Below are 22,637 nucleotides of genomic sequence, written 5' to 3' on the forward strand. Positions count from 1 at the left end.
CGCTACGTCGGTGAGGACGCCCCGGCCCGGTGTCAGTACGCGGCCCGGTGTCAGTACGGCAGGATCCGCCCCGAGGGGGTGCGTCGGTCGATCTCGCCCCTGGTGTCGCGGGGAGCGGCGGGCCTGCGGGTGACACGAACACGGACGTGGGCCTGGCGGTTCATGGCGCCCTCCTCGTTCTCTGGCTCGGGCCGGTGCGACCAGCCTTCTCTCCGCAACCTTTCGGCACATCGTGCCCACGGAGGCTCTTGTCATGCCTCCGCGGTCGGAATCAGCTCGGGGTACGACGGCGTGCGCCGTTTGTCCTCCTTGCGGTTCCTGCCGAGCTCGAACCGTCGGCTCGCGCTGGCCCCGGCCCGGGAACAGGCGCACGCTCATCAGTAGGGTTCCCGACCCCGTACGGAAGTGATCTCGATGGAAGACAAGAACTGGACCGTCCGGATCCACATCACCGAGGACGGCGACGACACCCGCGCCGAGGCCGTGCTGACCACTCAGAACGCATCGCAGGACACACCGGCCGTCACCGGCCGGGGCGTCGCCCACCGCAATCCCATCGACCGGCCCATCCCCGAGATCGGCGACGAACTCGCCGCCAGCCGCGCCCTGGAGGACCTGGCCATCAGGCTGCACGACATCGCGTCCGACGACATCGTGGAGTTGGCCGGCCCCGTCGACCAGGAACGCAGCCGGGCGTGGGAGACGCCCTAGCCGTCCCGCCAGCTGTACCGCCGCTCCGGCCGCCCCGCGTGCCCGTACCGCAGCGACACCTCCGCCTGCCCGGTGACGCTGAAGTGCTCCAGGTACCGCCGGGCGCTGACCCGTGACACCCCGAGCCGGGCCGCGCACTCGGCGGCGGAAAGGCTGCCGGCGGTCGCGCGCAGCTCCCGTTCGATCAGCTCGGCGGTCTCCACGCTCATGCCCTTGGGCAGGGTGGCCGCCGTGGCGACCGGCGCCGCGCCCCGCGCCAGCGCCCGGTCGACATCGGACTGCCCGCTGACGACCGCCGCGTAGAGGTTGCTCCGCCGCGCCGCGTACTGCTCGAGCCGCGCCCTCAGATCCCCGGCGTCGAAGGGCTTGAGCAGATAGTCGACGACGCCTTGGCGTACGGCGCCGCGGACCGCGTCCGACTCGCGTGCGGCACTGATCACCATGACGTCGCAGTCGTGGCCGGCGGTCCGCAGCCGGGGAATGATCTCCAGGCCGAACATGTCGGGCAGATAGAGGTCGAGCAGCACCAGGTCGGGTTGCAGCTCGGCGACGGCGGTGAGCGCCTGCTCCCCGCAGTTCGCCGTGCCGATCACCCGGAACCCGTCGACGTCGTTGACGAATCCGCGGTGGATCCGCGCCACCATGAAGTCGTCCTCCACGATCAGTACGTCGATCACCGGACTCCCTCCGTCGCCAGGTCGGCCGGACGGCCGACGGACATCCGGGCGGTGAACATGGCACCCGCCCGCGTGTTGGTCACCGAAACCTCGCCGCCCCGGCGTTTGCACACCAGCCGGGTGAGCGCCAGGCCGATCCCCCGGTCGCCGCCTTGCGCGGCCTTCGTGGTGAACCCGTGCGAGAACACCTCCTGCGCGAGCTCGGGCGCAACCCCCGGCCCGGAGTCCCGTACGACGATCTCCACGCTGGAGGCGTCCTGGCGCAGCTCGACCTCGACCCACGCGCCCTGCTCGTCGTCGCCTGCCGCCGGCGATACGGATCCGGCCCCGCTCGCCGCCGCGTCGACCGCGTTGTCCACGAGGTTGCCGAGTACCGTCGCCACGTCCGCCGAGTCGGTCGGCTCCAGCCGCTCCAGGGCGGTGCGCTCGGAGATCTTCAGCCGCACCTTGCGTTCCGCGGCGAGCGACGACTTGGCCATGAGCAGCGCGGCGACGGCCCGGTCGCGGACCCGGCTGGTGAGGTTCAGATCGAGCGACTCGCGGTGTTTGCGCAGGGCGCGGACGTACCGTACGACCTCGTCGTGCTCGCCGATCTGGATGAGCCCGGAGATGGTGTGCAGCTGGTTGGAGAACTCGTGGGCCTGGGCGCGCAGCAGCTCGGTGGTGCTGCGGAAGGAGCCCAACTCGCGCTCCAGCTGGGCGAGTTCGGTGCGGTCCCGCAGGGTCGTCACCGAGCCGAGGCGGCGGCCGTCCTTGGTGACGTCCATCCGGTTCATCACCAGGACGCGGCCCCGGCGTACGACGACCTCGTCCCGCCTGGCGTGTTCGTCGGGCTCTCCCTCGGGCGCGGTCCCGGCCAGGACGTCGTACAGCCGTCCCTCGATGCCGAGGTCGGTCAGGCTCATGCCGACGCAGTTCTCGGGCAGGTCGAGCAGCCCCCGGCCGACGGCGTTGACGAGGGTGAGCCGCTGCTGCGGGTCGAGGGCCACCACGCCCTCGGCGATCCCGAACAGCATCGCCTCCCGGTGTTCGGCGAGCCCGGCGATCTCGCGCGGCTCCATGCCGAAGGTCTGCCGTTTGATCCGCCGGGCCAGCAGCCAGGAGCCGGCCACCCCGAGGACGCTGGCGACGCCGAGGTAGACGAGCAGATAGGACGAGGCGCCCACCAGGCGCTGCCCGACCGACGGCGAGGCCCGCCCGATCATCACGGTGCCGAGGTGGTCCCCGGCCTTGAGGCGGCGGGCCGTGTCGTCCTCCGCATTGAGCACCGGCGCCTGCGCCACCAGCTCGATGACGCCGTTCACCGGCAGCTCGCCGGACCAGCCGCGGCCGTCGGCGACCTGCGGACCGTCGGACGGCATCCGCGTGCCGACGAGGGTGGGGTTGGTCGAGGCGACGATCTTGCCGCCGGCGTCGGCGACGGTGGCCGAGGTGACGCCGGACCTGGTCAGCGTGGACTGGAGCAGCGGGGCGAGCATCTCGGCCGGCGCGGGCCGGACCAGCTGGGTGCGCACGAGCGGGTTGCCGGCCATCTCCTCGGCGAGCGCGGTCACCCGGCGTCCCTCGACCCGGTCGAAGGTCGCCTTCGACTGGGCCAGCGAGACCGCGGCGACGGCGGCCAGCACGATCACGACAATGGCGAGCTGCCATCTCAGCAGCTCACCGGCGAGCGTGTGGCGCCGTTGGCGCCGTTGGCGCCGCTGGCTCCGTTGGCTCCGTTGTCGTCGTGCCGTTATGACCACTATGAACTCAACCTTCAATGGTCACAGAACCAAGACGGGGTGTCTCAGGAATCGCACAATCATGGCGCCGGATCGGCCCAAGCGAAAGAGATGAGCCATGAGAACTCGACGAGCCGCACTTGTCGGAGCTCTTGCCGCCGCGTCCATGCTCGCGGTCAGCGCATGTGGTGCCACCGCCGACAAGGACGAGTCCGGGAGCGGAGGCGGGGACGGGAAGCCCGTGACGGGCCTGCGCCTCATGGTCCCCAACACCCCGGGCAGCGGTTACGACCTCACCGCCCGCACCGTCACCCAGGTCATGCAGGACACCAAGGTCGCCTCCGGCGTCCAGGTCTTCAACCTGCCCGGCGCCAGCGGCACCGTGGGCCTGCAGCGCCTGGTGAACGAGAAGGGCAACGGCAAGCTGGCCATGCAGATGGGCCTGGGTGTCGTCGGAGCCTCGTACACCTCCAAGTCCGAGGCGACCCTGACCGACACCACGCCGATCGCCAAGCTGATCGAGGAGGCCGGCGCGATCGTCGTGCCGAAGGACTCGCCCTACAAGACGATGGACGACCTGGTCACCGCCTGGAAGAAGGACCCCAAGAAGCTCGCCGTGGGCGGCGGCTCCTCGCCGGGCGGCCCCGACCACCTCCTGCCGATGCAGCTGGCGAAGGCCGTCGGTATCAAGCCGAAGGACGTCAACTACGTCTCGTACGACGGCGGCGGCGAGCTGCTGCCGGCCATCCTCGGCAGCAAGATCGCCTTCGGCGCGAGCGGTTTCGGCGAGTTCCTCGACCAGATCGAGGCCGGTCAGGTGCGTGTCCTCGCGGTGACGAGCGAGAAGCCGATCGACGCGCTGAAGGAAGCCCCGACCCTCAAGGACTCCGGCATCGACCTGGTCTTCACCAACTGGCGCGGCATCGTGGCCCCTCCCGGCATCACCGACGACCAGAAGCAGACCTGGATCGACTCGCTGACCAAGATGCACGCCTCGGACGAGTGGAAGGCGCAGCTGGAGAAGAACGGCTGGGTCGACGCCTTCGCCACCGGTGACGAGTTCGGCAGCTACCTGACCGAGCAGGACAAGGCGGTCGCCGACCTGCTGGCCGAGCTCGGGCTGGCATGAGCTCCGAAGCGAACGAAGAAGTGAAGGACGAACGGACCGTGGAGGACTCCCGTCCGCCCCGGGAGGGCGGGGACCGCGCGCAGTACGGCGTGTGCGTGTTCCTCGCCCTGCTGGGCACCGCGGTGATCGTGGACGCCCTCGGCATCCCGCACATCACCAGCGGCACCGACCCGGTCGGCCCGCGCGCGGTCCCGCTGATCCTGGGCGCGCTCCTGGTGCTGCTCGCCGTGCTGTACGCCGTCGACGTGGCCCGGGGCGGCCGCGGTGAGCCGGAGGCCGGCGAGGACGTCGACCTGTCGAGCGGCAGCGACTGGCGCACCGTACTGCTGCTGATCGCGGTGTTCCTGGCGAACGCCCTGCTCATCGAGCGGCTCGGCTGGGTGATCAGCGGCTCCCTGCTCTTCTGGGGCACGGCGTTCGCCCTCGGCAACCGCCACTACTTCCGCAACCTCCTGATCGCGGTGACGCTCTCCCTGACGACGTTCTACGCGTTCGCGATCGGCCTCGGCGTGAACCTCCCCGCCGGTGTCCTGCAAGGAATCCTGTGAGGCCTGGCCCGTGATGGACAACCTGAACAACCTGATGCAGGGCTTCGCGGACGTCATGGCCCCGCTGAACCTGCTGCTCGCCCTGGTCGGCGTCGTCATCGGCACCGCGGTGGGCGTCCTGCCGGGCATCGGCCCGGCGATGACGGTGGCCCTGCTGCTGCCGGTGACGTACGGCATGGAGCCGGTGCAGGCGTTCATCATGTTCGCCGGCATCTTCTACGGCGGCATGTACGGCGGCTCGACGACCTCGATCCTCCTGAACACCCCGGGCGAGTCCTCGTCCGTCGTCACGGCCATCGAGGGCAACAAGATGGCGAAGGCGGGCCGGGCGGCGCAGGCCCTGGCCACGGCGGCGATCGGCTCCTTCGTGGCGGGCACCATCGGCACCCTGCTGCTGGTCCTGATCACCCCGTTCGTGGTCGACTTCGCGGTCAGCCTGGGCGCCCCCGACTACTTCGCGCTGATGCTGCTGGCGTTCATAGCCGTGACGTCGGTGCTGGGCTCGTCCCGCATCCGGGGCTTCATATCCCTGCTCCTCGGCCTGACGATCGGCCTGGTCGGCATCGACTCGGTGTCGGGCCAGCAGCGACTGACCCTGGGCATACCGCAGTTGGCCGACGGGATCGACGTCGTCGTGGTCGCGGTCGGCATCTTCGCGGTCGGCGAGGCGCTGTGGGTGGCCGCACATCTGCGGCGCAAACCGGCCGAGGTGATCCCGGTCGGCCGCCCGTGGATGGGCAAGAAGGACTGGAAGCGGTCCTGGAAGCCCTGGCTGCGCGGCACGGCGTTCGGCTTCCCGTTCGGCGCGCTGCCGGCCGGCGGCGCGGAGATCCCGACCTTCCTGTCGTACGCCACGGAGAAGCGGCTCACCAAGCACCCCGAGGACTTCGGCAAGGGCGCGATCGAGGGCGTGGCGGGCCCGGAGGCCGCGAACAACGCGTCGGCGGCGGGCACCCTCGTCCCGATGCTGGCGATCGGCCTCCCGACCAACGCCACCGCGGCGGTGATGCTGGCGGCCTTCCAGTCGTACGGCATCCAGCCCGGCCCCCTGCTCTTCGAGCGCGAGGCGAGCCTGGTCTGGGTCCTGATCGCGAGCCTCTTCATCGGCAACCTGCTGCTGTTGCTCCTGAACCTCCCCCTGGCCCCGGCGTGGGCGAAGCTGCTGCAGATCCCGCGCCCGTACCTCTACGCGGGCATCCTGTTCTTCGCCTCGATGGGCGCCTACGCCGTCAACGCCCAGCCGCTGGACCTGTTCATCCTCCTCACCCTGGGCCTTCTCGGCTTCGCCATGCGACGCTTCGGACTGCCGGTCCTGCCGCTGATCGTCGGTGTGATCCTGGGCCCGCGCGCGGAGTTGCAGGGCCGACGCTCCCTCCAGCTCTCCGGCGGCGAGCTGTCGGGCCTGGTGGGCGGCCCGGTGTCGTACACGGTCTACGCGGTGATCGTGCTGGTCCTGGTGTGGCCGCTGATCGGCCGGTTCGTCGTACGTCCCCTGCGCGCGCGAAGCGCCGCCTGAGAGATCTGGAGATCGAGATGACCATCCTGGTCGGCTACGTCCCCTCCCCCGAGGGCGAGGCGGCCCTGCGCGCGGGCATCGACGAGGCCCGTCGCCGCGGCGAGAAGCTGCTGGTGGTGAACACCACCCGGGGCGACGCCTATGTCGACCCCCACTTCGCCCAGGAGCCCGACCTGAGCCACGTACGCGAGGACCTCGCGGCACTGGGCATCGACTTCGACCTCCGCCAGGTCCTCGGCGCCCGCGACGCCGCCGAGGAGATCATCGACCTGGCGGAGAAGACGGAGGTGTCCCTGGTGGTGATCGGCCTGCGCCGGCGCAGCGCGGTCGGCAAGCTGATCATGGGCTCGGCGGCGCAGCAGATCCTGCTGGGCGTGGGCTGCCCGGTACTGGCGGTGAAGGCGCCGGGCGCGTGATCTGAAATGGCCGGGCGCGTGATGTGAAACATACGTGGGCTGCGACATTTACGTTTTCGCCCGATTATGGCTAGCTGGATGTGCTTGCCTCGCGCACAGCGACGCGTCATCGGACGCACCGTCCCAGCCGACCATCCGCCCGGGAGACCCATGCGCCTGCGCGTCCCCTCCGTCCCGCGACCCCCCTCAGCTCCCCGCATCGCCTCCCTTCCGCCCCTCGCCCTGGCCGGCGGCGCGCTGACCGTCGGCATCGGCGGCCTGTACGTCGCCGGGCTGCTGCTCGCGGGCGGGGACATAGACGCCGGTACGACGGTGCGCGGGGTCGACATCGGGGGCCTGAGCCGGGCGGAGGCCGTCCGCAAGCTGGAGGACCGGCTGGGCCCGGCCGGATCGCGGGAGCTGACCGTGACGGTCGGTGACCGCAAGGGCACGGTCGATCCGCGGCAGGTGGGCATCACCTTCGACTACGAGGAGACGGTGGACCGCGCGGCCCGCGCCGACGATGCCAACCCGTTCACCGTGATCGGCGGCCTCTTCCGCTCGGGCGGCACCGTCGAGCCGGTCGTAGGCGTCGACGAGGACAAGGCCCACGCCGCCCTCGGAAAGCTGGCGAAGTCGCTCGACCAGAAGGTCCGCGACGGCGCCGTCACCTTCGCGGACGGCGAGGTCCGGCAGGTCGCCCCGCACAACGGCTACGCGCTGGACACGGACGCCTCGGTCGACCCCCTGCGTACCGCCTTCCTCAGCGGCAAGGCCGACTCCGTCACCGCCCTGCCCGCCCGTGAGACGAAACCCGAGGTCACGGCGGCGGAGGTGCGACGGGCGGTGCGCGAGTTCGCGCAGCCTGCCATGTCGGCGCCGGTCAGGCTCGCCGCGGCCGGCGAGCGGTTCACGATCGACCCGGACGTCCTCGGCGAGTACCTGACGATGCGGCCGGACGACGCCGGCAAGCTGACCCCGCAGTTGGACGCCAAGGGCCTGCGCGCCGCCCCCGAGGTGGCCGGGCCCCTGTCCGACCTGCCCGCCGAGCCCCACAACGCCACGCTGGGCCTCGACGGCGACGAGGTCGTGGCGTCCGACGACGCCAGGCCCGGAGTACAGGTCACCGACAAGGCGCTGGGCAAGGCCGTGCTGCCGCTGCTCACCAAGTCGGGCATCACCGCCCGCACCGGCGAGGTGGCCGCGCGCGTGACCCAGCCGCAGGTGACCGCCGAGAACGCCGAGCGGCTCGGCCTGACGGAGAAGATGTCCTCCTTCACGGTCAACTTCGAACCGGCGCCGTACCGCACGAAGAACATCGGCCGGGCCGCGGAACTGATCAACGGCTCCGTCGTCATGCCGAACCAGACCTGGAGCTTCAACAAGACCGTCGGCGAGCGCACCGAGGCCAACGGTTTCGTCGAGGGCATCATGATCCTCAACGACGAGTTCACGAAGGCACCCGGCGGCGGTGTCTCGGCCGTGGCCACGACCATGTTCAACGCGATCTTCTTCGCCGGGGTCAAGCCCGTCGAGCACGGCGCCCACTCGTTCTACATCGAGCGCTACCCGGAGGGCCGCGAGGCGACGGTCGCCTGGGGCAGCCTGGACCTGCGGTTCAACAACGACTCCGGCAACGCCATCTACATCCAGGCCGAGGCCACCGACACCTCGGTGACCATCACCTTCCTCGGCACCCGGAAGTACGACGAGATCGAGTCGGTCACAGGACCGCGCGAGAACGTGAAGGAGCCGGAGAAGAAGGTGAGCACCGACAAGAAGTGCGTGCCGCAGACCCCGCTCGAGGGCTTCGACGTCATCGTGGAGCGGGTCTTCCACTCCGACGGCCGCGAAGTGAAGCGCGAGCCGTTCCGCACCCACTACACGCCGCGGGACGAGATCGTCTGCGAGTGACGTACGGGCCGCCCGTCCGTGTCCGTCAGACGGCCGGGCGCATCTCCCGCGCCCGCAGCCGGTGCGCGAGCCGGCCGAGCAGTACGGCGTTGAACAGCCCGGCCAGGGCCGCGACGGCGGAGAACAGCAGCGGGCTCAGCCAGGCGAGCGAGGAGACCCACTCGGCGGGTCCCGCCACCAGCACGGCGAAGAAGCTGAACGGCGCCGTCGCCATGAGCGGCCAGATCCCGGCGAACCCCGGGTCCGGCGACAGGTAAGCAGCCCACAGGAAGAACCCCAGCGACGCCGCGACCACGGCGAGGTACCCGCGCGCGAGCCAGTTGTCCACCGCGGGCGCCAGCAGATCCCGCACCCCCCGCGGGCGGGGCCGCGCGGCACCCGCCCCCTCCGTTGCGGCGGACGCGGACCTCGTGACGAGGGCACCGACCACGGCGGCGTTCACGAGAGCGCACACGAGCAGCCATACGGCCCAGAAGCCGACGGCGAACACCTCGACCGCCCCACCGCCCTCGGTACCGGGCCCGAAGGGGAAGACCACCGGCGCGAAGGAGAGGGGCGCCGTGAGCATCATCGGGCTCTGGGCGAAGCCGCTGTCCGGGGAGACGACCATGACCAGGACACCGACGGCGACGACAGCCAGATAGCCCCGGGCGAGCCAGTTGTCCGTGGCGAGCGCAAGGAGCCGGCGCAGCCGCGGGAGGCGGTGCGGGCGGGAGGCATTCGGCATCGGAGGTCCCTCGGATCGGTCCGGATCGGTTGTTCACCAAGGTGGACCGGAGGGCTCGCTCAGGCATGAGTACAGGTACTCATCGGCAGGGCGGCGCGGGACCTACTTCAGCCGCCGAGTACGGGCAGGGCGAGACTGCAGCGGACGGGCTGTGCGTGAGCGGGGTCGAGGGCGTTGCTCACCAGCTGGGCGGCGTTGGTGTCGTACGCGAGCGACAGGTGGTCGGAGAAGTCCTGCGGGCAGATCTCCTGGATCAGGATGTTCCGGACGGTCGCGCCCGGCCCGGCGGTCAGGAAGTTGTTCTGGTACGGGGTGGCGAACTCGTCGTACCGGGTGGCGATGACGGTGTAGTCGACCCCGGGCTGTGTGTCCCCGTCCCGGTCCAGCTTCCTGTTCATCTCGGAGCCGACCATCTGGTCCGACCATGCCTGTCCGACCAGGGCGGACATGGTCGGGTTGAGACCCAGCTTGGTGGTCAGGGTGCCGATCCCGGAGATGTTCCCGCCGTGGTTGGACGGAGCCAGGGCGATGAGACTGTGCACCTTGTTGCGCCGCGGATGCGCGGGATCCGTGCCGCCCTCGAACCGCAGATACCAGCGGGGCGCCGGACCGCCTCCCTGGGAGTGCCCGACGAGGTCGACCTGGCGGGCGCCGGTGGCCTTCCGTACGCGGTCGACGTAACCGGCGATCTGCCGGGCGGATTCCGCGATGGGCCCGGTGGCCTGGAACGGACTGCCCGGCTTGCCGCCGTAGTTGGGGGCGAAGACGCAGTACCCCTGCTGCTTCAGCCACGGGGACAGCATGCTCCAGTTGTTGTAGGCGTTGGCTGCGGAACCGTGCAGCAGTACGACCGGGCGCGGGTGCTTGCGCGTGGGCCGGCAACTCCAGTCGTTGGCCCCGGCGGGCGGCGTGTCCGGGTGGAGGAGCCCCCCGGCCAACGCGGCCGGGATGTCGAGGGCCCGCCCCTGCGGCCGCGGAGGCAAGGGTGGGCCGGATGCGGCGGCCACGCCCTGAAGCCCCACGGTGATCGACAGGCCGAGCCCCGCACAGACCGCGGCCCACCTGCCGCGCCGCCGGTTCGACCGTCCCCGGGAAACATTCCGGTCCGCCATCGGGCCACTCCTCGCCTCAAAGCCGCTCGGCTGCCGGCCGAGCGCCGACGCGAAGATCATCGAGGAGCGGATCCCCCCGGTGCTCAACAGCCGCTCGCGGCAACCCTGATGGAGCAGACCGTTTTCATCCGTCCAGACCACGCGGTACCAGGGCTCGGGGTTGTGCGGCCGATCGAGGCCCGGTACGGACCTGGCCTGGACGACGAACCGCGCCCCCCTCTCCAACGCCGTTGCTTCAGCTGGCAGTTGAGACACATCGAGACCTCGGCACGATCGGCACGCACCAGCGAATCGTGCTGAAGTCGATGGGGCGGGGCCCGAGTTCCCGGGCCAGGCGTTGGCGGCCGCCACGGCCCGGCAGCAGCCACTCGAGGCGCACCCGGTCGGCGTAGCGGGCGGCCGGCGAGGGGCTCCAGCGCGGTGTGTCGACCATCATCGCGGTGCCGTCGGGGCAGCGGGCCAGAGAGGAGCCTCTGGCCTCACCGATCAGGCCGGGGGCGGCGACGATCACGGTGATCGGACCGGCCAGGAAGCCGAGCAACCCGGCCGGCCCCACACGGCCCCACCGCGGGCTCGCGTCCCATCCCGGCCCGGGGCTCCCAGGCGAGCAGGAAGCCGCCCCACGCCGGAGTCAGCTCCCCGCGGACGGCCATCGCGTGGTCGGCGACCGCCAAGATCAGCACACCGGCCCCAGTCGCCCATGCCCCAGTGATACGCATCACAACAGCTCGCTTCCCTGTGATGTTCGTCGACCAAGGCGCGCTGGAAACGTTGGGCCACCGCTGTGACTGGTGTGCCTCTTGTGACCATTTTTTCTGTGGCCTTCTACGGCCTTCTAACTGGGGTGGGTTCGACGTGAGTCGTCGTGGGACGCGCGCGTACAGACCGTTGAGTCTGAAGCGGCGGGCGTGGTTGACGCTGGGTGCGGTGGTCCTGGGGGGCGGGGGCGTGGTGACCTACGCCGTGGCCAGTCCGTCCGCCGATTCGGGCACGGGGGCCCGGGCCAAGCGGCCGGTGAAGGTCTACGACCTCGCGCTGAAGGGCACCCGCAGCGATCGGCGGGAGCTGCCGCGCACGGGCACCGAGCAGTTCTCGATGCTCGGCGTCTCGTGGACGGGCGCCACCAAGCCGCTCGACGGCACGGTGCAGGTGCGCACCCGCGGCCGCGAGACCGGCGAGTGGAGTGCCTGGCAGGACCTGGAAGTGAACGTCGACCCGCTGGAGAAGCCCGAGCCTGGCGTGCGCGGCGCGTCCGAGCCGCTGTGGGTCGGTCCCTCCGACGGCATTCAGGTCCAGGTCGTCCGCGAGGACGGCAGCACCGGTGCACTGCCCAACGGGCTCGAGGTCAATCTGGTCGACCCGGGCGTGGTGACCGACGCCGAGACCAGGACCGAGGGCGCCGAGGCGGAGCCGGCCGCCTTCGTCGCCGAGGAGACCCCCGGAGCCACGACCAGCGCTCCCACCGACGTGCCCACCGACGCAGCGACACCGACAGACGTCACCACCGCCACACCGACGGACGCTCAGACCTCCGCCACGCCGACGCCGAGCGACTCGGCTTCCGCGTCCCCCTCCTCGACCCCCTCGACTTCGCCCAGCGCGTCCGCGAGCCCGTCGGCCACCACGCCCTCCGCGCCGCCGTCCACGGTGCCGCAGCCGCCGGTCACCTCGCGCGCCGACTGGGGTGCGGACGAGTCGCTCAGCCCGGATCCGTCGGAGTACAACGCCGACGTGAAGGCCGTGTTCGTCCACCACACCACCGGCAGCAACGACTACTCCTGCGCCGACTCGGCATCGGTCGTGCGGGGCATCTACGCGTACCACACCCAGGTCAACGGCTGGAACGACGTCGGCTACAACTTCCTGGTCGACAAGTGCGGCACCGTCTTCGAGGGCCGCAAGGGCGGCATCGACCTGCCGGTGCTCGGCGCCCACACCTACGGCTGGAACCGCGAGTCCGCAGGCATCGCGGTGCTCGGTGACTACACGTCCACCAGCGCCTCCAACGCCGCGCTGACCTCGGTCGCCCGCGTAGCCGCCTGGAAGCTCGGACAGTACGGCGCCGACCCGGCCGGGACCGTGCAACTCACCGCGGGCGCGACCCAGAAGAACTACTCCGGCACCAGCTACACCGCGGGCACCAAGTACACCTTCAACCGGATCTCCGGCCACCGCGACGGCTACAACACCGAGTGCCCCGGCAACTCCCTCTACGCCCAACTGCCGACCATCCGCACCTTGGCGGCCGGCCCGGTGCAGGGCCTGAAGGTCACCTCGCTCGCCGGCGCAGGCCTTTCGAGCTCGACGTACTACACCAAGGGCGCCATCACCGTGCGCTGGACGGCCACCACACCGGCCTCGCTCATCAAGAACTTCCAACTGCTGGTCGACGGCAACACGGTGGCCACCACGTCCGGCTCCGCCACCTCCGCGAACACCACTCTGGCCCTGGGCAGCCACACCGTCGCGGTGCGGGCCGTGCACCAGTCCGGCAAGACGGTGACGACCGCCGCAGTGAAGGTTGTCGCGGAGACGACCGCGCCGACCTTCACCACCGCCCCGAAGCTCTCCCTGCGCACCGGCACCGTCGACACCACCGCCGTCCCGGTCACCCTCGGCTGGCAGGCCGCCGACAACGCCGCACTGAGCTCCGTGAAGCTGCTCGCCCCCACCACGGCCACCTACGGCCCGACCACCACCAGCGCCGCCAAGACCGCGAAGTCCGGTACTGCGACCACCTGGTCGATGCGGGCGTACGACTACGCCGGCAACTACCTCACGTCCTCCCCCTCCTACACGCCGGTGATCCTCCAGGAGAGCTCCGCGGTCAAGACCGGCAGCTGGACGGCCCGTTCGTCCACCAGCTACCTCGGCGGCAAGTCGTACTCCAGCGGCTCCAAGGGCGCCAGTCTCACCTGGACCTTCACCGGCCGCTCCGCCGCCTGGGTGGTCTCCCGCGCCTCCAGCTCCGGCCAGGCATACGTCTACGTCGACGGCGTCAAGGTGTCGACCGTCGACCTGAAGTCGTCCACCACGCTGTACCGGCAGGCGATCTGGACCAAGACGTGGTCGAGCAGCGCCAAGCACACCGTCAAGATCGTCGTGGTGGGCACCACCGGCCGACCCACCATCACCACCGACGGCCTCGTCCACCTCAAGTAACGCCCCACCCCGCAAGGGCGGCACCGCGCCGGTCACAGCGACGGCGCGGTGCCTGCGGGCGGGTCAGGTCGGCTCCTCGCCGACTTCCGCGGCGGCCATCAGCGCGGTCTCGTACATGTCGACGACCTGCTCCACGGTCTGGTCGCTGTACTTCGCAAGGTCGGCGACCGCCGCGACGGCCCAGTTCGCCAACGACAGCGCGAAGGCCATCAGCTCGTCCTCACCACGACCACGCTTGACCCCGAGCAGGTAGGCCAAGTTGAGATAGGGCACGAGGTCGGGTTCCGAGACCTGTCCCCCGCTCTTCCTCACCAGCTCGATCGTGGTCCGCGTCGCCTCTTCGCGCAGCGGCAGCAACCGCTCCCGTTCGGCCTGAACTTCGGCGATCACCCACTGGCGCTCCTGCTTGTCCACGCTGTTCCTCCCGGACGTCGTCCCAGCCAATGTGGCCGAACGGAGGCGCCCTCACAGCCCGTTCGCGTCCAACCGCACAACGTGTTGGGCGGCTAGCCGTTCGTCGGCGAGGTGTGCCCCAACCGCAAGTTCCACCGTCCCGCCCGGCCCGTGCACTCGAACTTGGCCAGCGGAGGGACATCGACGCGCCAGAAGGACTCAGCAGGCGCTGCCAGAACAGAAAGCACCGCGGCACGGGCCACCGCCTGATCGACCACAGCCAGCACGCGCCCGGCATCGTCCGGCAACGCGTCCATCCAGGCGGCCACCCGACGGCACAGCTCACCCACCGACTCACCGCCGTGCGGAGCCGCCTCCGGGTCCGTCATCCAAGCTGTCAGAGCGGCGGGGTCCTCACCCGCCACCTCTTCGAGAGTCCGCCCCTGCCAACGGCCCATCTCCAGGTCCCGCAGCGCCGGTTCGACGGCGACTTCGTCCCACCCCAGGGCCTGCGCGGTCTGCCGGCACCGCTGCGAGGGCGCGGCGTACGGCGTGCCCGTCGTCGTCTCCAGGGATCCGGCGGCGGCACGCGCCCGCCGCAGCGCCCGCTCGTCGAGCGCCACGTCTCCGAAGCGCACCTCGCGCCCCACGGCAGCGGCGGCGCACACCAGCGTGAGCCGGACGGTCATGCGAGCCCCTTCGCTGATTCTCACCACGGTCGGCTCATCGTAGGTGGCACACGCCATGTTGGCCGATCCTTATCTTGCCCCTACCATCTCGAACGACAAGGACGACGGCGAGACGGAAGTCCGGTGCAAATCCGGCACGGTCGCGCCACTGTGTGCCACCCCTCCACCAGGAGGCGGTGGTGAGTCAGACCCAACGCCGTCGTCGAGTGCTCCACACGATCGCGGGACGCGTTGTTCCCGAGGAGGTCTCGCCATGGCGCAGTCCACTGCCGCCCCTGCCCCCACCACCCAGCCTGCCGTCGCACCCCTGCCGCTGAAGGCGCTCGCCCCCTGGGCAGTGTTCTTCGGTGTCCTGATGCTGGTCCTGCTGTACTTCGTCGGCGCCGAGCAGGGCGCCACCTCCGTACTCTCCGGCGAGGGCGTGCACGAGTGGGTGCACGACGCACGCCACCTGCTCGGCTTCCCCTGCCACTGAGGCGGGCGGGACACCGATGAATTCCGCCATAGTGCGCACCCTGCTCGTGCGTGGCATGCTCGCCGGGCTGATCGCAGCCGTCCCGGCTCTGCTCTTCGCCTACCTCGTCGGCGAAGGGCCGGTCGACGCGGCGATCGCTTTCGAGTCGGCCAACTCCCACGAACACGGTGAGGAATTGGTCAGCCGGTCCGTACAGTCGACCGCCGGTCTGGCCACCGGCATGCTGATCTTCGGCATCGCGGTCGGCGGGATCGCCGCGCTCGCCTTCTGCTTCGCTCTGGGGCGAGTCGGCCGGTTCTCACCCAGGGCCACCGCGGCGCTGACCGCGCTGGCCGCGTTCCTCCTCATGTATCTGGTGCCGATGCTGAAGTACCCGGCGAGCCCGCCCGCGGTGGGCAACCCGGACACCATCGGTCAGCGCACCGCGCTGTTCTTCCTGATGATCGTGCTCAGTGTGCTGCTGGGCATCGCGGCGACCATGCTCGGCCGCCGCCTGGCACCCCGCTGGGGCAACTGGAACGCCTCCGTCACCGCCGCCCTCGCCTTCGCGGCAGCAGTGACTGTGGCCGTGGTGTTCCTGCCCTCCGGGGACAACATCCCCAAGGGGTTCCCGGCCTCGGACCTGTGGGAGTTCCGGCTCGCGTCGATCGGCATCCAAGCGGTGCTGTGGGTCGGCTTCGGGCTGCTCTTCGGATACCTCGCCGAGCGCGTCCTCGCCCCCAGCCCGGTGCCCCATCGGGCGCCGGCGCCGGTGGCCTGATCCGCCACACACTGCGACAGGACCCGCCGGGGGCGCGCCCGGCGGGTCCTGCCGTTTCCCTGCCCGCGATGCCGACGTGCAGCGCCGTCATTCCTGTGGGGGCGATCAGGCGAGCCCGCTCTGTATCCCCATTACGAGGAGCGGCCCGCCGGCCCCACCAGCCGGCAACAGGGCTCCACCCGCGCCCGCCCGGGTGGGGTGCAGTCGGCCGCAGAGGCCGACCCCTGTCCGTAGACCTTGGAAAGTTCGGTCCCAGCCGCGTTTCCGCGGGTAAGAACGTTTCTGCATAGATGACCACTGGTGGGGCGGGTGGGACTCGAACCCACAGCCGACGGATTATGAGTCCGCTGCTCTAACCGGCTGAGCTACCGCCCCATAGCGGCGTGTCGCGTACATGTGTGCGCGCCGTCTGCCGCAGCATAGCCGCTCATACGATCTCCTGCTTCGTATGGTCGACTTCGCATGCCCTGAAGGACTCCGCCTCGACCTGCACGGTTCCCAGGAATCGAGGGCGGACGTGAAAAAGGACCCCAACGGGGTCCTCGTTCAACATGCTCCCCCGACTGGACTCGAACCAGTAACCTGCCGGTTAACAGCCGGCTGCTCTGCCAATTGAGCTACGGAGGACCGAGCTCCCCCGACTGGACTCGAACCAGTAACCTGCCGGTTAACAGCCGGCTGCTCTGCCAATTGAGCTACGGAGGAATGCCTCGTTGCATCGAACGTACCTACCTGGGTATTCGCCAGGGGGCGTGCGCTCGCTGCGACACATACATTAGCGCAAGCAGGGGGGTGCTCCGCCAATCGGTTCCCCCCGGCGCCGACGCCGCACCAGGGACCTAGGTAAGGGAAGGGTGGCCGCCATGCGCTACCGGCTCACGTTCGTGATCGGAGTCGCCGTAGGTTACGTGCTCGGCACACGCGCCGGACGCGAGCGCTACGAGCAGCTGAAGAAGTCCGCGCGCCAGGTCGCGCAGAACCCCGCCGTCCGCAACACCGCGGAGTCGGCAGCACAGCAGGGCCGCCACTTCGCGGGCGTGGCCTACCACACGGTCAGCGAGAAGGTGGGCGACCGAGTCCCCGAGTCGGTGGCCCAACGAGTCCGCTCCCTGCGAGAGCGCAGCGCCCACAACGGCGGCGCCGAGGACGACTGGGGCACCAGCAACACTTGACGCAGGTGGTCTGCAACGCCGCCAAGGGGCGCGGGGCTGTACCGACATGCGGCTCCGCCGCGTGGGCGCGACCGGCCCCACACAACCCGCACCCGAAAAACCGCACGCACCCCTACGGCGCCCACGGCCCAAGCAAGCGCAGCGCTACGGCACAATTTGGGCCATGGGGATAGTCGCCGGGTTGGACAGTTCGCCCGATTTCACTCGCATCGTCGTCTGCGACACGGACACGGGCGCCGTGCTCAGGCAGGGGTACGCCCCGCATCCGGTGGACTCGCCGGACGGCGGTGGCGCGCGCCCCTCCGACGTCGATCCGCAGGCATGGCTGCTGTCCCTCGGTGAGGCGGCCGGCGGTGGGCTCCTCGAAGGTGTGCAGGCCATCGGCGTGTCGGCGCAGCAGAACGCGGTGGTCCCGCTCGATGCCCAGGGCAACACCGTGCGCCCCGCGATGGTCGGCGGCGACAAGCGGGCGCAGGTCGCGGCGGCCGATCTGATCGAGGCGCTGGGCGGACGCGAGGCGTGGGCGCAGGCGGTGGGGTGTGTGCCGCAGGCCGCGCAGCCGGTGACCAAGTTGCGCTGGCTCGCCAAGACCGAGCCCGAGCACGCCGTACGCGCCGCTGTCCTGATGCAGGCGCACGACTGGCTGGTGTGGCAGCTGCTCGGGCGGCCCGTGAGAAGAACCACAGACCGGGGCGGGGCCTCCGGCACCGGCTACTGGTCCGCGGCCACCGGCGCCTACCGTTCCGATCTCGTCGAGCTGGCGCTCGGCCACCAGGCGATGCTGCCCGAGGTGATCGGGCCGGCGGACGCGGCGGGTACGACCCCCGAGGGGCTCCTCATCTCCGCGGGGACCGGCGAGACCATGGCCGCCGCGTTCGGGCTCGGCATCGGGCTGGGGGACGCCGTCGTCTCGCTCGGTGCCTCCGGGTCCGTGATGGCCGTCCACCCCGAGGCGCTCGTCGACAGCTCCGGGATGATCACCTCCCTGGCCGACGCGACCGGCATGCACCTCCCGGTCGTCACCACCCTGAACGCCGTACGCACCCTGCGCGGCGCCGCCGAACTCCTGGGCATGCCCGATCTGGAGAGCCTGTCCGACCTGGCGATGAAGTCGACGCCGGGGGCGCACGGGCTCGTGCTGCTGCCCTATCTGGAGGGGGAGCGGACGCCGAGCCTGCCGCACACCGCGGGCACGCTGGCCGGGCTGCGGCGGGAGTCGATGAAGCCGGAGCATCTGGCGCGGGCCGCGTTCGAGGGCATGCTGTGCGGGCTCGCCGACGCGCTGGACGTGCTGCGCGGCCGGGGTGTCGAGGTGCGGCGGATCTTCCTGCTCGGGGCGGCCGCCGAGCTGTCCGCCGTGCAGGCGGCGGCGCCCGCGCTGTTCGGGGCGCAGGTCGTCGTACCGCAGCCCGCGGACTACGCGGCGATCGGCGCCGCCCGGCAGGCCGCCTGGGCACTCGGGGTGTCGCAGGGCACGCTCGACCCGCGCACCCCGCCGGTCTGGCAGGGCGCGGCCGCGCAGGTCCTGGAGCCGGGTGAGGAGCTGGCGGTGGGGCAGGCGGTGCGGCAGCAGTTCGTGTCGGTGCGGGAGCAGACCCATCCCGGGGCGTTCCGGTCATAGGGAGGGCGTAGCGGAACGTAAGAGACCGGTAGGAGTCGTCCCCGTAAGGCCGTACGGAGTCGCGCTGACGGCTTAATCGGTTGAGGTAACACGGGTGGAGTGTTCGACGATAGGGGCCAAGGGCAACCAATCGCCCCCATCGCCGATCCGCCCACTCCGAGAGAAGCAGCGTGCTCATACGACTTCTGCGGACCTACCTCAGGCCCTACCGAAAACCCATCGCCTGGCTGGTGCTGCTGCAGTTCCTGCAGACCTGCGCCACCCTCTACCTGCCCACGCTGAACGCGGACATCATCGACACGGGCGTCGTCAACGGCGACACCGGCTACATCCTGTCCTACGGCGCCCTGATGATCGGCATCTCGCTGGCGCAGGTCGTGTGCAACATCGGTGCCGTGTACTACGGCGCCCGGACCGCGGCCGCGCTCGGGCGGGACGTGCGGGCGGCGGTCTTCGACCGGGTGCAGTCGTTCTCGGCGCGTGAGGTCGGCCACTTCGGTGCGCCCTCGCTGATCACCCGTACGACCAATGACGTCCAGCAGGTGCAGATGCTGGCGCTGATGACGTTCACGCTGATGGTGTCGGCGCCGATCATGTGCGTGGGCGGCATCGTGCTGGCGCTCGGCCTGGATGTGCCGCTGTCGGCCGTGCTGGTCGCCGTGGTGCCCGTGCTCGGCATCAGTGTGACCTTGATCGTGCGGCGGCTGCGGCCGCTGTTCCGGACCATGCAGGAGCGGCTCGACACGGTGAACCGGGTGCTGCGCGAGCAGATCACCGGCAACCGGGTGATCCGTGCCTTCGTGCGCGACGAGTACGAGCAGCAGCGCTTCAAGAAGGCCAACGTCGAGCTCACCGAGATGGCGATGGGCACCGGCAGACTGCTCGCGCTGATGTTCCCGATCGTCATGACGGTGGTGAACCTGTCGTCCATCGCGGTGGTCTGGTTCGGGGCCCATCGCATCGACAGCGGCGGGATGCAGATCGGTGATCTGACGGCGTTCCTCGCCTATCTCATGCAGATCGTGATGTCCGTGATGATGGCCACCTTCATGTTCATGATGGTGCCGCGCGCGGAGGTGTGCGCCGAGCGCATCCAGGAGGTCCTGGACACGTCGTCGAGCGTGGTGCCGCCGACCTCGCCCGTGCGGGAGCTGCGTCGGCACGGTCATCTGGAGATCCGGGGCGCCGGGTTCCGCTACCCGGGTGCCGAGGAGCCGGTGCTGAAGGCGATCGACCTGGTCGCGCTGCCGGGTGAGACGACGGCCGTGATCGGGTCGACCGGCAGTGGGAAGTCGACCCTGCTGGGCCTCGTCCCGCGGCTGTTCGACGCGACCGACGGACGGGTGCTTGTGGACGGGGAGGACGTGGCGGCCGTCGATCCGCAGCTGCTGGCGAAGACCGTGAGCCTCGTACCGCAGCGGCCGTATCTGTTCGCCGGGACGGTGGCGACCAACCTCCGCTACGGCAATCCGGACGCGACGGACGAGGAGCTGTGGCACGCGCTGGAGGTGGCGCAGGCCAAGGAGTTCGTGGAGCGGCTGGAGGGCGGGCTCGACGCGCCGATCGCGCAGGGCGGCACGAACGTGTCGGGCGGTCAGCGGCAGCGCCTCGCCATCGCGCGGACGCTCGTCCAGCGGCCGGAGATCTACCTCTTCGACGACTCCTTCTCCGCCCTCGACTACGCCACGGACGCCGCTCTGCGGGCGGCGCTCGCGCGTGAGACCGCCGAGGCGACCGTCGTCATCGTCGCCCAGCGCGTGGCGACCATCCGGGACGCGGACCGGATCGTCGTGCTCGACGAGGGGCGGGTCGTCGGCACGGGCCGGCACCACGAGCTGATGGCGGACAACGAGACGTACCGGGAGATCGTGCTCTCCCAGCTGACGGAAGCGGAGGCTGCCTGATGGCCGGGCCGATGGGGCGGATGATGGCCGGCGGCGGCCCCGATCAGCACTCGCTGGACTTCAAGGTGTCGGGCAGGCGGCTGATCGCCCAGTTCAAGCCCGAGCGGCTCACCATCTACGCGCTGCTGTTCTGCGTGGTCGTGAGCGTGGGCCTGTCGGTCGCCGGGCCGAAGATCCTCGGTGAGGCCACCGACCTGGTCTTCGCGGGCATCGTCGGGCGGCAGTTCGAGCCCGGGATGGCCAAGGAGCAGGTCCTCTCGGCGATGCGGGAGCGCGGCGACGGCCAGATCGCCGACATGCTCCGCAGCACCGACTTCACCCCGGGCGAGGGCATCGACTTCGGTGCCGTCGGCAGCGTGCTGCTGTTCGCGCTCGCCGTGTTCGTCGTCGCCGGTCTGCTGATGGCGGTGGCGACGCGGCTGGTGAACCGGGCCGTGAACCGCACGATGTTCCGGATGCGCGAGGACGTCCAGACGAAGCTGTCGCGGCTGCCGCTGTCGTACTTCGACAAGAGCCGGCGCGGCGAGGTGCTGTCCCGCGCCACGAACGACATCGACAACATCGGGCAGACGCTGCAGCAGTCGATGGGCCAGCTCATCAACTCGGTGCTCACCATCATCGGCGTCCTGGCGATGATGTTCTGGGTGTCGTGGCTGCTGGCGCTGGTCGCGCTGGTGACCGTGCCGCTGTCGTTCGTGGTCGCCACGCGCGTCGGCAAGCGGTCGCAGCCGCACTTCGTGCAGCAGTGGCGCTCGACCGGCAAGCTCAACGCGCACGTCGAGGAGATGTACACCGGGCACACCCTGGTGAAGGTGTTCGGGCGGCAGGAGGAGTCGGCCGAGCAGTTCGCCGAGCAGAACGAGGCACTGTACGAGGCCGGGTTCAAGGCGCAGTTCAACAGCGGGATCATGCAGCCGCTGATGCTGTTCGTGTCGAACATCAACTACGTGCTCGTGGCGGTGGTCGGCGGTCTGCGGGTCGCGTCGGGCTCGTTGTCGATCGGTGACGTGCAGGCCTTCATCCAGTACTCGCGGCAGTTCTCCATGCCGCTGACGCAGGTCGCGTCGATGGCGAACCTCGTGCAGTCGGGTGTCGCGTCCGCCGAGCGGATCTTCGAGCTCCTGGACGCGGACGAGCAGGAGGCGGACCCCGTGCCCGGGGTGCGGCCGGAGGAGCTGCGGGGACGGGTGGCGCTGGAGGGGGTGTCCTTCCGGTACGACCCCGAGAAGCCGCTGATCGAGGACCTGTCGCTGACGGTGGAGCCCGGGCACACGGTCGCGATCGTCGGCCCGACGGGCGCCGGCAAGACGACTCTCGTGAACCTGCTGATGCGGTTCTACGACGTCTCGTCCGGGCGCATCACCCTCGACGGGGTCGACATCGCCCGCATGTCCCGGGACGAACTGCGGGCCGGCATCGGGATGGTGCTGCAGGACACCTGGCTGTTCGGCGGCACGATCGCGGAGAACATCGCGTACGGGGCCTCGCGGGAGGTGACCCGGGGCGAGATCGAGGAGGCGGCGCGGGCGGCTCATGCGGACCGGTTCATCCGTACGCTGCCCGACGGGTACGACACGGTGATCGACGACGAGGGGTCGGGGGTCAGCGCGGGTGAGAAGCAGCTGATCACCATCGCTCGGGCGTTCCTGTCCGACCCGGTGATCCTGGTGCTGGACGAGGCGACGTCGTCGGTCGACACTCGTACCGAGGTGTTGATCCAGAAGGCGATGGCGAAACTGGCGCACGGGCGTACGTCGTTCGTCATCGCGCACCGGTTGTCGACCATCCGGGACGCGGACACGATCCTCGTCATGGAGAACGGTTCGATCGTCGAACAGGGCGCGCACGGCGAGCTGTTGGCGGCCGACGGGGCTTATGCGCGGTTGTACAAGGCGCAGTTCGCGCAGGCGGTGGCGGAGGTGGACTGAGTCGCGTTCGGGGGTGCCGCGTGGTGTCGTGGGGCGGCTGCGGGTCCGTTGTGGCTGGTCGCGCCCCGCGGCGGAGCCGCTTA

20 protein-coding genes and 3 tRNA genes are annotated in these 22,637 nt (G+C 70.3%); 13 read left to right on the forward strand and 10 right to left on the reverse strand.

The annotated features are described in order from the left end of the window. The first annotated feature begins 414 nt into the window (after window positions 1-414). Window positions 415-711: a DUF1876 domain-containing protein gene (locus EHO50_RS03255; RefSeq protein WP_128428256.1), complete on the forward strand. Its 297-nt coding sequence runs from the start codon at window positions 415-417 to the stop codon at window positions 709-711. Here EHO50_RS03255 and EHO50_RS03260 read toward each other — a convergent pair. Continuing rightward, window positions 708-1,388 (reverse strand): response regulator, encoded by a 681-nt coding sequence (locus EHO50_RS03260; protein WP_128428257.1) that lies wholly within the window; start codon window positions 1,386-1,388, stop codon window positions 708-710. The two genes, EHO50_RS03255 and EHO50_RS03260, sit on opposite strands and share 4 nt — an antisense overlap. Next, on the reverse strand, window positions 1,385-3,019 hold the full coding sequence (locus EHO50_RS03265; RefSeq protein ID WP_425472119.1) for a sensor histidine kinase: 1,635 nt from the start codon (window positions 3,017-3,019) through the stop codon (window positions 1,385-1,387). The genes EHO50_RS03260 and EHO50_RS03265 overlap by 4 nt, the downstream gene beginning before the upstream one ends. 256 nt (window positions 3,020-3,275) lie before the next feature. Between EHO50_RS03265 and EHO50_RS03270 the strand changes: the two genes are divergently transcribed. The 5 genes from EHO50_RS03270 to EHO50_RS03290 all read left to right on the forward strand — a co-directional run bounded on the left by EHO50_RS03270 (window position 3,276) and on the right by EHO50_RS03290 (window position 8,611). Next, window positions 3,276-4,238: a Bug family tripartite tricarboxylate transporter substrate binding protein gene (locus EHO50_RS03270; protein ID WP_220096419.1), complete on the forward strand. Its 963-nt coding sequence runs from the start codon at window positions 3,276-3,278 to the stop codon at window positions 4,236-4,238. Next, window positions 4,235-4,786: a tripartite tricarboxylate transporter TctB family protein gene (locus EHO50_RS03275; protein WP_128428259.1), complete on the forward strand. Its 552-nt coding sequence runs from the start codon at window positions 4,235-4,237 to the stop codon at window positions 4,784-4,786. The genes EHO50_RS03270 and EHO50_RS03275 overlap by 4 nt, the downstream gene beginning before the upstream one ends. 13 nt (window positions 4,787-4,799) lie before the next feature. Next, window positions 4,800-6,302, forward strand: coding sequence for a tripartite tricarboxylate transporter permease (locus EHO50_RS03280; RefSeq protein ID WP_128428951.1), 1,503 nt, complete (start codon window positions 4,800-4,802; stop codon window positions 6,300-6,302). A gap of 17 nt (window positions 6,303-6,319) precedes the next feature. Beyond that, window positions 6,320-6,718: a universal stress protein gene (locus EHO50_RS03285; protein ID WP_128428260.1), complete on the forward strand. Its 399-nt coding sequence runs from the start codon at window positions 6,320-6,322 to the stop codon at window positions 6,716-6,718. 150 nt (window positions 6,719-6,868) lie between these two features. Beyond that, window positions 6,869-8,611 (forward strand): VanW family protein, encoded by a 1,743-nt coding sequence (locus EHO50_RS03290; protein ID WP_128428261.1) that lies wholly within the window; start codon window positions 6,869-6,871, stop codon window positions 8,609-8,611. A gap of 25 nt (window positions 8,612-8,636) precedes the next feature. Here EHO50_RS03290 and EHO50_RS03295 read toward each other — a convergent pair whose 3' ends face one another. The 3 genes from EHO50_RS03295 to EHO50_RS03305 all read right to left on the reverse strand — a co-directional run bounded on the left by EHO50_RS03295 (window position 8,637) and on the right by EHO50_RS03305 (window position 11,006). Next, window positions 8,637-9,338 carry an SCO4225 family membrane protein gene (locus tag EHO50_RS03295; RefSeq protein WP_128428262.1) on the reverse strand — a complete coding sequence of 234 codons (702 nt, stop codon included), beginning with the start codon at window positions 9,336-9,338 and terminating at the stop codon, window positions 8,637-8,639. A 107-nt stretch (window positions 9,339-9,445) separates the two neighbouring features. Further along, window positions 9,446-10,450, reverse strand: coding sequence for an esterase/lipase family protein (locus EHO50_RS03300; protein ID WP_128428263.1), 1,005 nt, complete (start codon window positions 10,448-10,450; stop codon window positions 9,446-9,448). A gap of 235 nt (window positions 10,451-10,685) precedes the next feature. Next, on the reverse strand, window positions 10,686-11,006 hold the full coding sequence (locus tag EHO50_RS03305; RefSeq protein WP_128428264.1) for a hypothetical protein: 321 nt from the start codon (window positions 11,004-11,006) through the stop codon (window positions 10,686-10,688). Between the two features lie 338 nt (window positions 11,007-11,344). Here EHO50_RS03305 and EHO50_RS03310 point away from each other — a divergent pair, with 338 nt between their 5' ends. After that, window positions 11,345-13,612, forward strand: a complete 2,268-nt coding sequence (locus EHO50_RS03310; protein WP_181449566.1) for a peptidoglycan recognition protein family protein — start codon at window positions 11,345-11,347, stop codon at window positions 13,610-13,612. A 63-nt stretch (window positions 13,613-13,675) separates the two neighbouring features. Here EHO50_RS03310 and EHO50_RS03315 read toward each other — a convergent pair whose 3' ends face one another. Further along, on the reverse strand, window positions 13,676-14,026 hold the full coding sequence (locus EHO50_RS03315) for a hypothetical protein (RefSeq protein WP_128428266.1): 351 nt from the start codon (window positions 14,024-14,026) through the stop codon (window positions 13,676-13,678). A gap of 92 nt (window positions 14,027-14,118) precedes the next feature. Beyond that, entirely contained in the window at window positions 14,119-14,694 is a 576-nt protein-coding gene (locus EHO50_RS03320) for a histidine phosphatase family protein (protein WP_128428267.1), read from the reverse strand. Window positions 14,695-14,947: 253 nt separating this feature from the next. On the opposite strand from EHO50_RS03320, the gene EHO50_RS03325 reads away from it, so the two are divergent. Continuing rightward, complete coding sequence (locus EHO50_RS03325; RefSeq protein WP_128428268.1) at window positions 14,948-15,169, forward strand: CbtB domain-containing protein; 222 nt, start codon at window positions 14,948-14,950, stop codon at window positions 15,167-15,169. Window positions 15,170-15,185: 16 nt separating this feature from the next. Then, window positions 15,186-15,929 (forward strand): CbtA family protein, encoded by a 744-nt coding sequence (locus EHO50_RS03330; RefSeq protein WP_128428269.1) that lies wholly within the window; start codon window positions 15,186-15,188, stop codon window positions 15,927-15,929. A gap of 298 nt (window positions 15,930-16,227) precedes the next feature. Here the strand turns inward: EHO50_RS03330 and EHO50_RS03335 are convergent. From EHO50_RS03335 to EHO50_RS03345, 3 genes are all read right to left on the reverse strand, one after another. Continuing rightward, a tRNA-Ile gene (locus EHO50_RS03335) sits at window positions 16,228-16,304 on the reverse strand. Window positions 16,305-16,483: 179 nt separating this feature from the next. Beyond that, window positions 16,484-16,556: transfer RNA gene (locus EHO50_RS03340), tRNA-Asn, on the reverse strand. A gap of 5 nt (window positions 16,557-16,561) precedes the next feature. Continuing rightward, window positions 16,562-16,634, reverse strand: a tRNA-Asn gene (locus EHO50_RS03345). A gap of 158 nt (window positions 16,635-16,792) precedes the next feature. On the opposite strand from EHO50_RS03345, the gene EHO50_RS03350 reads away from it, so the two are divergent. The 4 genes from EHO50_RS03350 (at window position 16,793) to EHO50_RS03365 (ending at window position 22,554) form a co-directional block, all read left to right on the forward strand. Further along, the gene (locus EHO50_RS03350; protein WP_128428270.1) at window positions 16,793-17,101 is read left to right on the forward strand and encodes a YtxH domain-containing protein; all 309 of its coding nucleotides are present in this window, start codon (window positions 16,793-16,795) and stop codon (window positions 17,099-17,101) included. A gap of 163 nt (window positions 17,102-17,264) precedes the next feature. After that, complete coding sequence (locus EHO50_RS03355) at window positions 17,265-18,722, forward strand: xylulokinase (RefSeq protein WP_128428271.1); 1,458 nt, start codon at window positions 17,265-17,267, stop codon at window positions 18,720-18,722. Window positions 18,723-18,892: 170 nt separating this feature from the next. Continuing rightward, window positions 18,893-20,626 (forward strand): ABC transporter ATP-binding protein, encoded by a 1,734-nt coding sequence (locus EHO50_RS03360; protein ID WP_128428272.1) that lies wholly within the window; start codon window positions 18,893-18,895, stop codon window positions 20,624-20,626. Then, window positions 20,626-22,554, forward strand: coding sequence for an ABC transporter ATP-binding protein (locus tag EHO50_RS03365; protein ID WP_128428273.1), 1,929 nt, complete (start codon window positions 20,626-20,628; stop codon window positions 22,552-22,554). Before EHO50_RS03360 ends, EHO50_RS03365 begins: the two co-directional genes overlap by 1 nt. Window positions 22,555-22,637 lie beyond the last annotated feature (83 nt).

This window comes from Streptomyces cyaneus (genome assembly GCF_004028635.1).
GTDB classification, from domain to species: Bacteria; Actinomycetota; Actinomycetes; order Streptomycetales; family Streptomycetaceae; genus Streptomyces; species Streptomyces cyaneus.

Excerpts from the sequence above, each read along its gene's own strand:
- EHO50_RS03365 (WP_128428273.1), top strand. The coding sequence starts at position 20,626 with ATGGCCGGGCCGATGGGGCGGATGATGGCCGGCGGCGGCCCCGATCAG.
- EHO50_RS03320 (WP_128428267.1), bottom strand. The coding sequence starts at position 14,694 with ATGACCGTCCGGCTCACGCTGGTGTGCGCCGCCGCTGCCGTGGGGCGC.
- EHO50_RS03355 (WP_128428271.1), top strand. The coding sequence starts at position 17,265 with ATGGGGATAGTCGCCGGGTTGGACAGTTCGCCCGATTTCACTCGCATC.
- EHO50_RS03295 (WP_128428262.1), bottom strand. The coding sequence starts at position 9,338 with ATGCCGAATGCCTCCCGCCCGCACCGCCTCCCGCGGCTGCGCCGGCTC.
- EHO50_RS03255 (WP_128428256.1), top strand. The coding sequence starts at position 415 with ATGGAAGACAAGAACTGGACCGTCCGGATCCACATCACCGAGGACGGC.
- EHO50_RS03325 (WP_128428268.1), top strand. The coding sequence starts at position 14,948 with ATGGCGCAGTCCACTGCCGCCCCTGCCCCCACCACCCAGCCTGCCGTC.
- EHO50_RS03285 (WP_128428260.1), top strand. The coding sequence starts at position 6,320 with ATGACCATCCTGGTCGGCTACGTCCCCTCCCCCGAGGGCGAGGCGGCC.
- EHO50_RS03275 (WP_128428259.1), top strand. The coding sequence starts at position 4,235 with ATGAGCTCCGAAGCGAACGAAGAAGTGAAGGACGAACGGACCGTGGAG.
- EHO50_RS03270 (WP_220096419.1), top strand. The coding sequence starts at position 3,276 with ATGCTCGCGGTCAGCGCATGTGGTGCCACCGCCGACAAGGACGAGTCC.
- EHO50_RS03290 (WP_128428261.1), top strand. The coding sequence starts at position 6,869 with ATGCGCCTGCGCGTCCCCTCCGTCCCGCGACCCCCCTCAGCTCCCCGC.
- EHO50_RS03330 (WP_128428269.1), top strand. The coding sequence starts at position 15,186 with ATGAATTCCGCCATAGTGCGCACCCTGCTCGTGCGTGGCATGCTCGCC.
- EHO50_RS03350 (WP_128428270.1), top strand. The coding sequence starts at position 16,793 with ATGCGCTACCGGCTCACGTTCGTGATCGGAGTCGCCGTAGGTTACGTG.
- EHO50_RS03300 (WP_128428263.1), bottom strand. The coding sequence starts at position 10,450 with ATGGCGGACCGGAATGTTTCCCGGGGACGGTCGAACCGGCGGCGCGGC.
- EHO50_RS03280 (WP_128428951.1), top strand. The coding sequence starts at position 4,800 with ATGGACAACCTGAACAACCTGATGCAGGGCTTCGCGGACGTCATGGCC.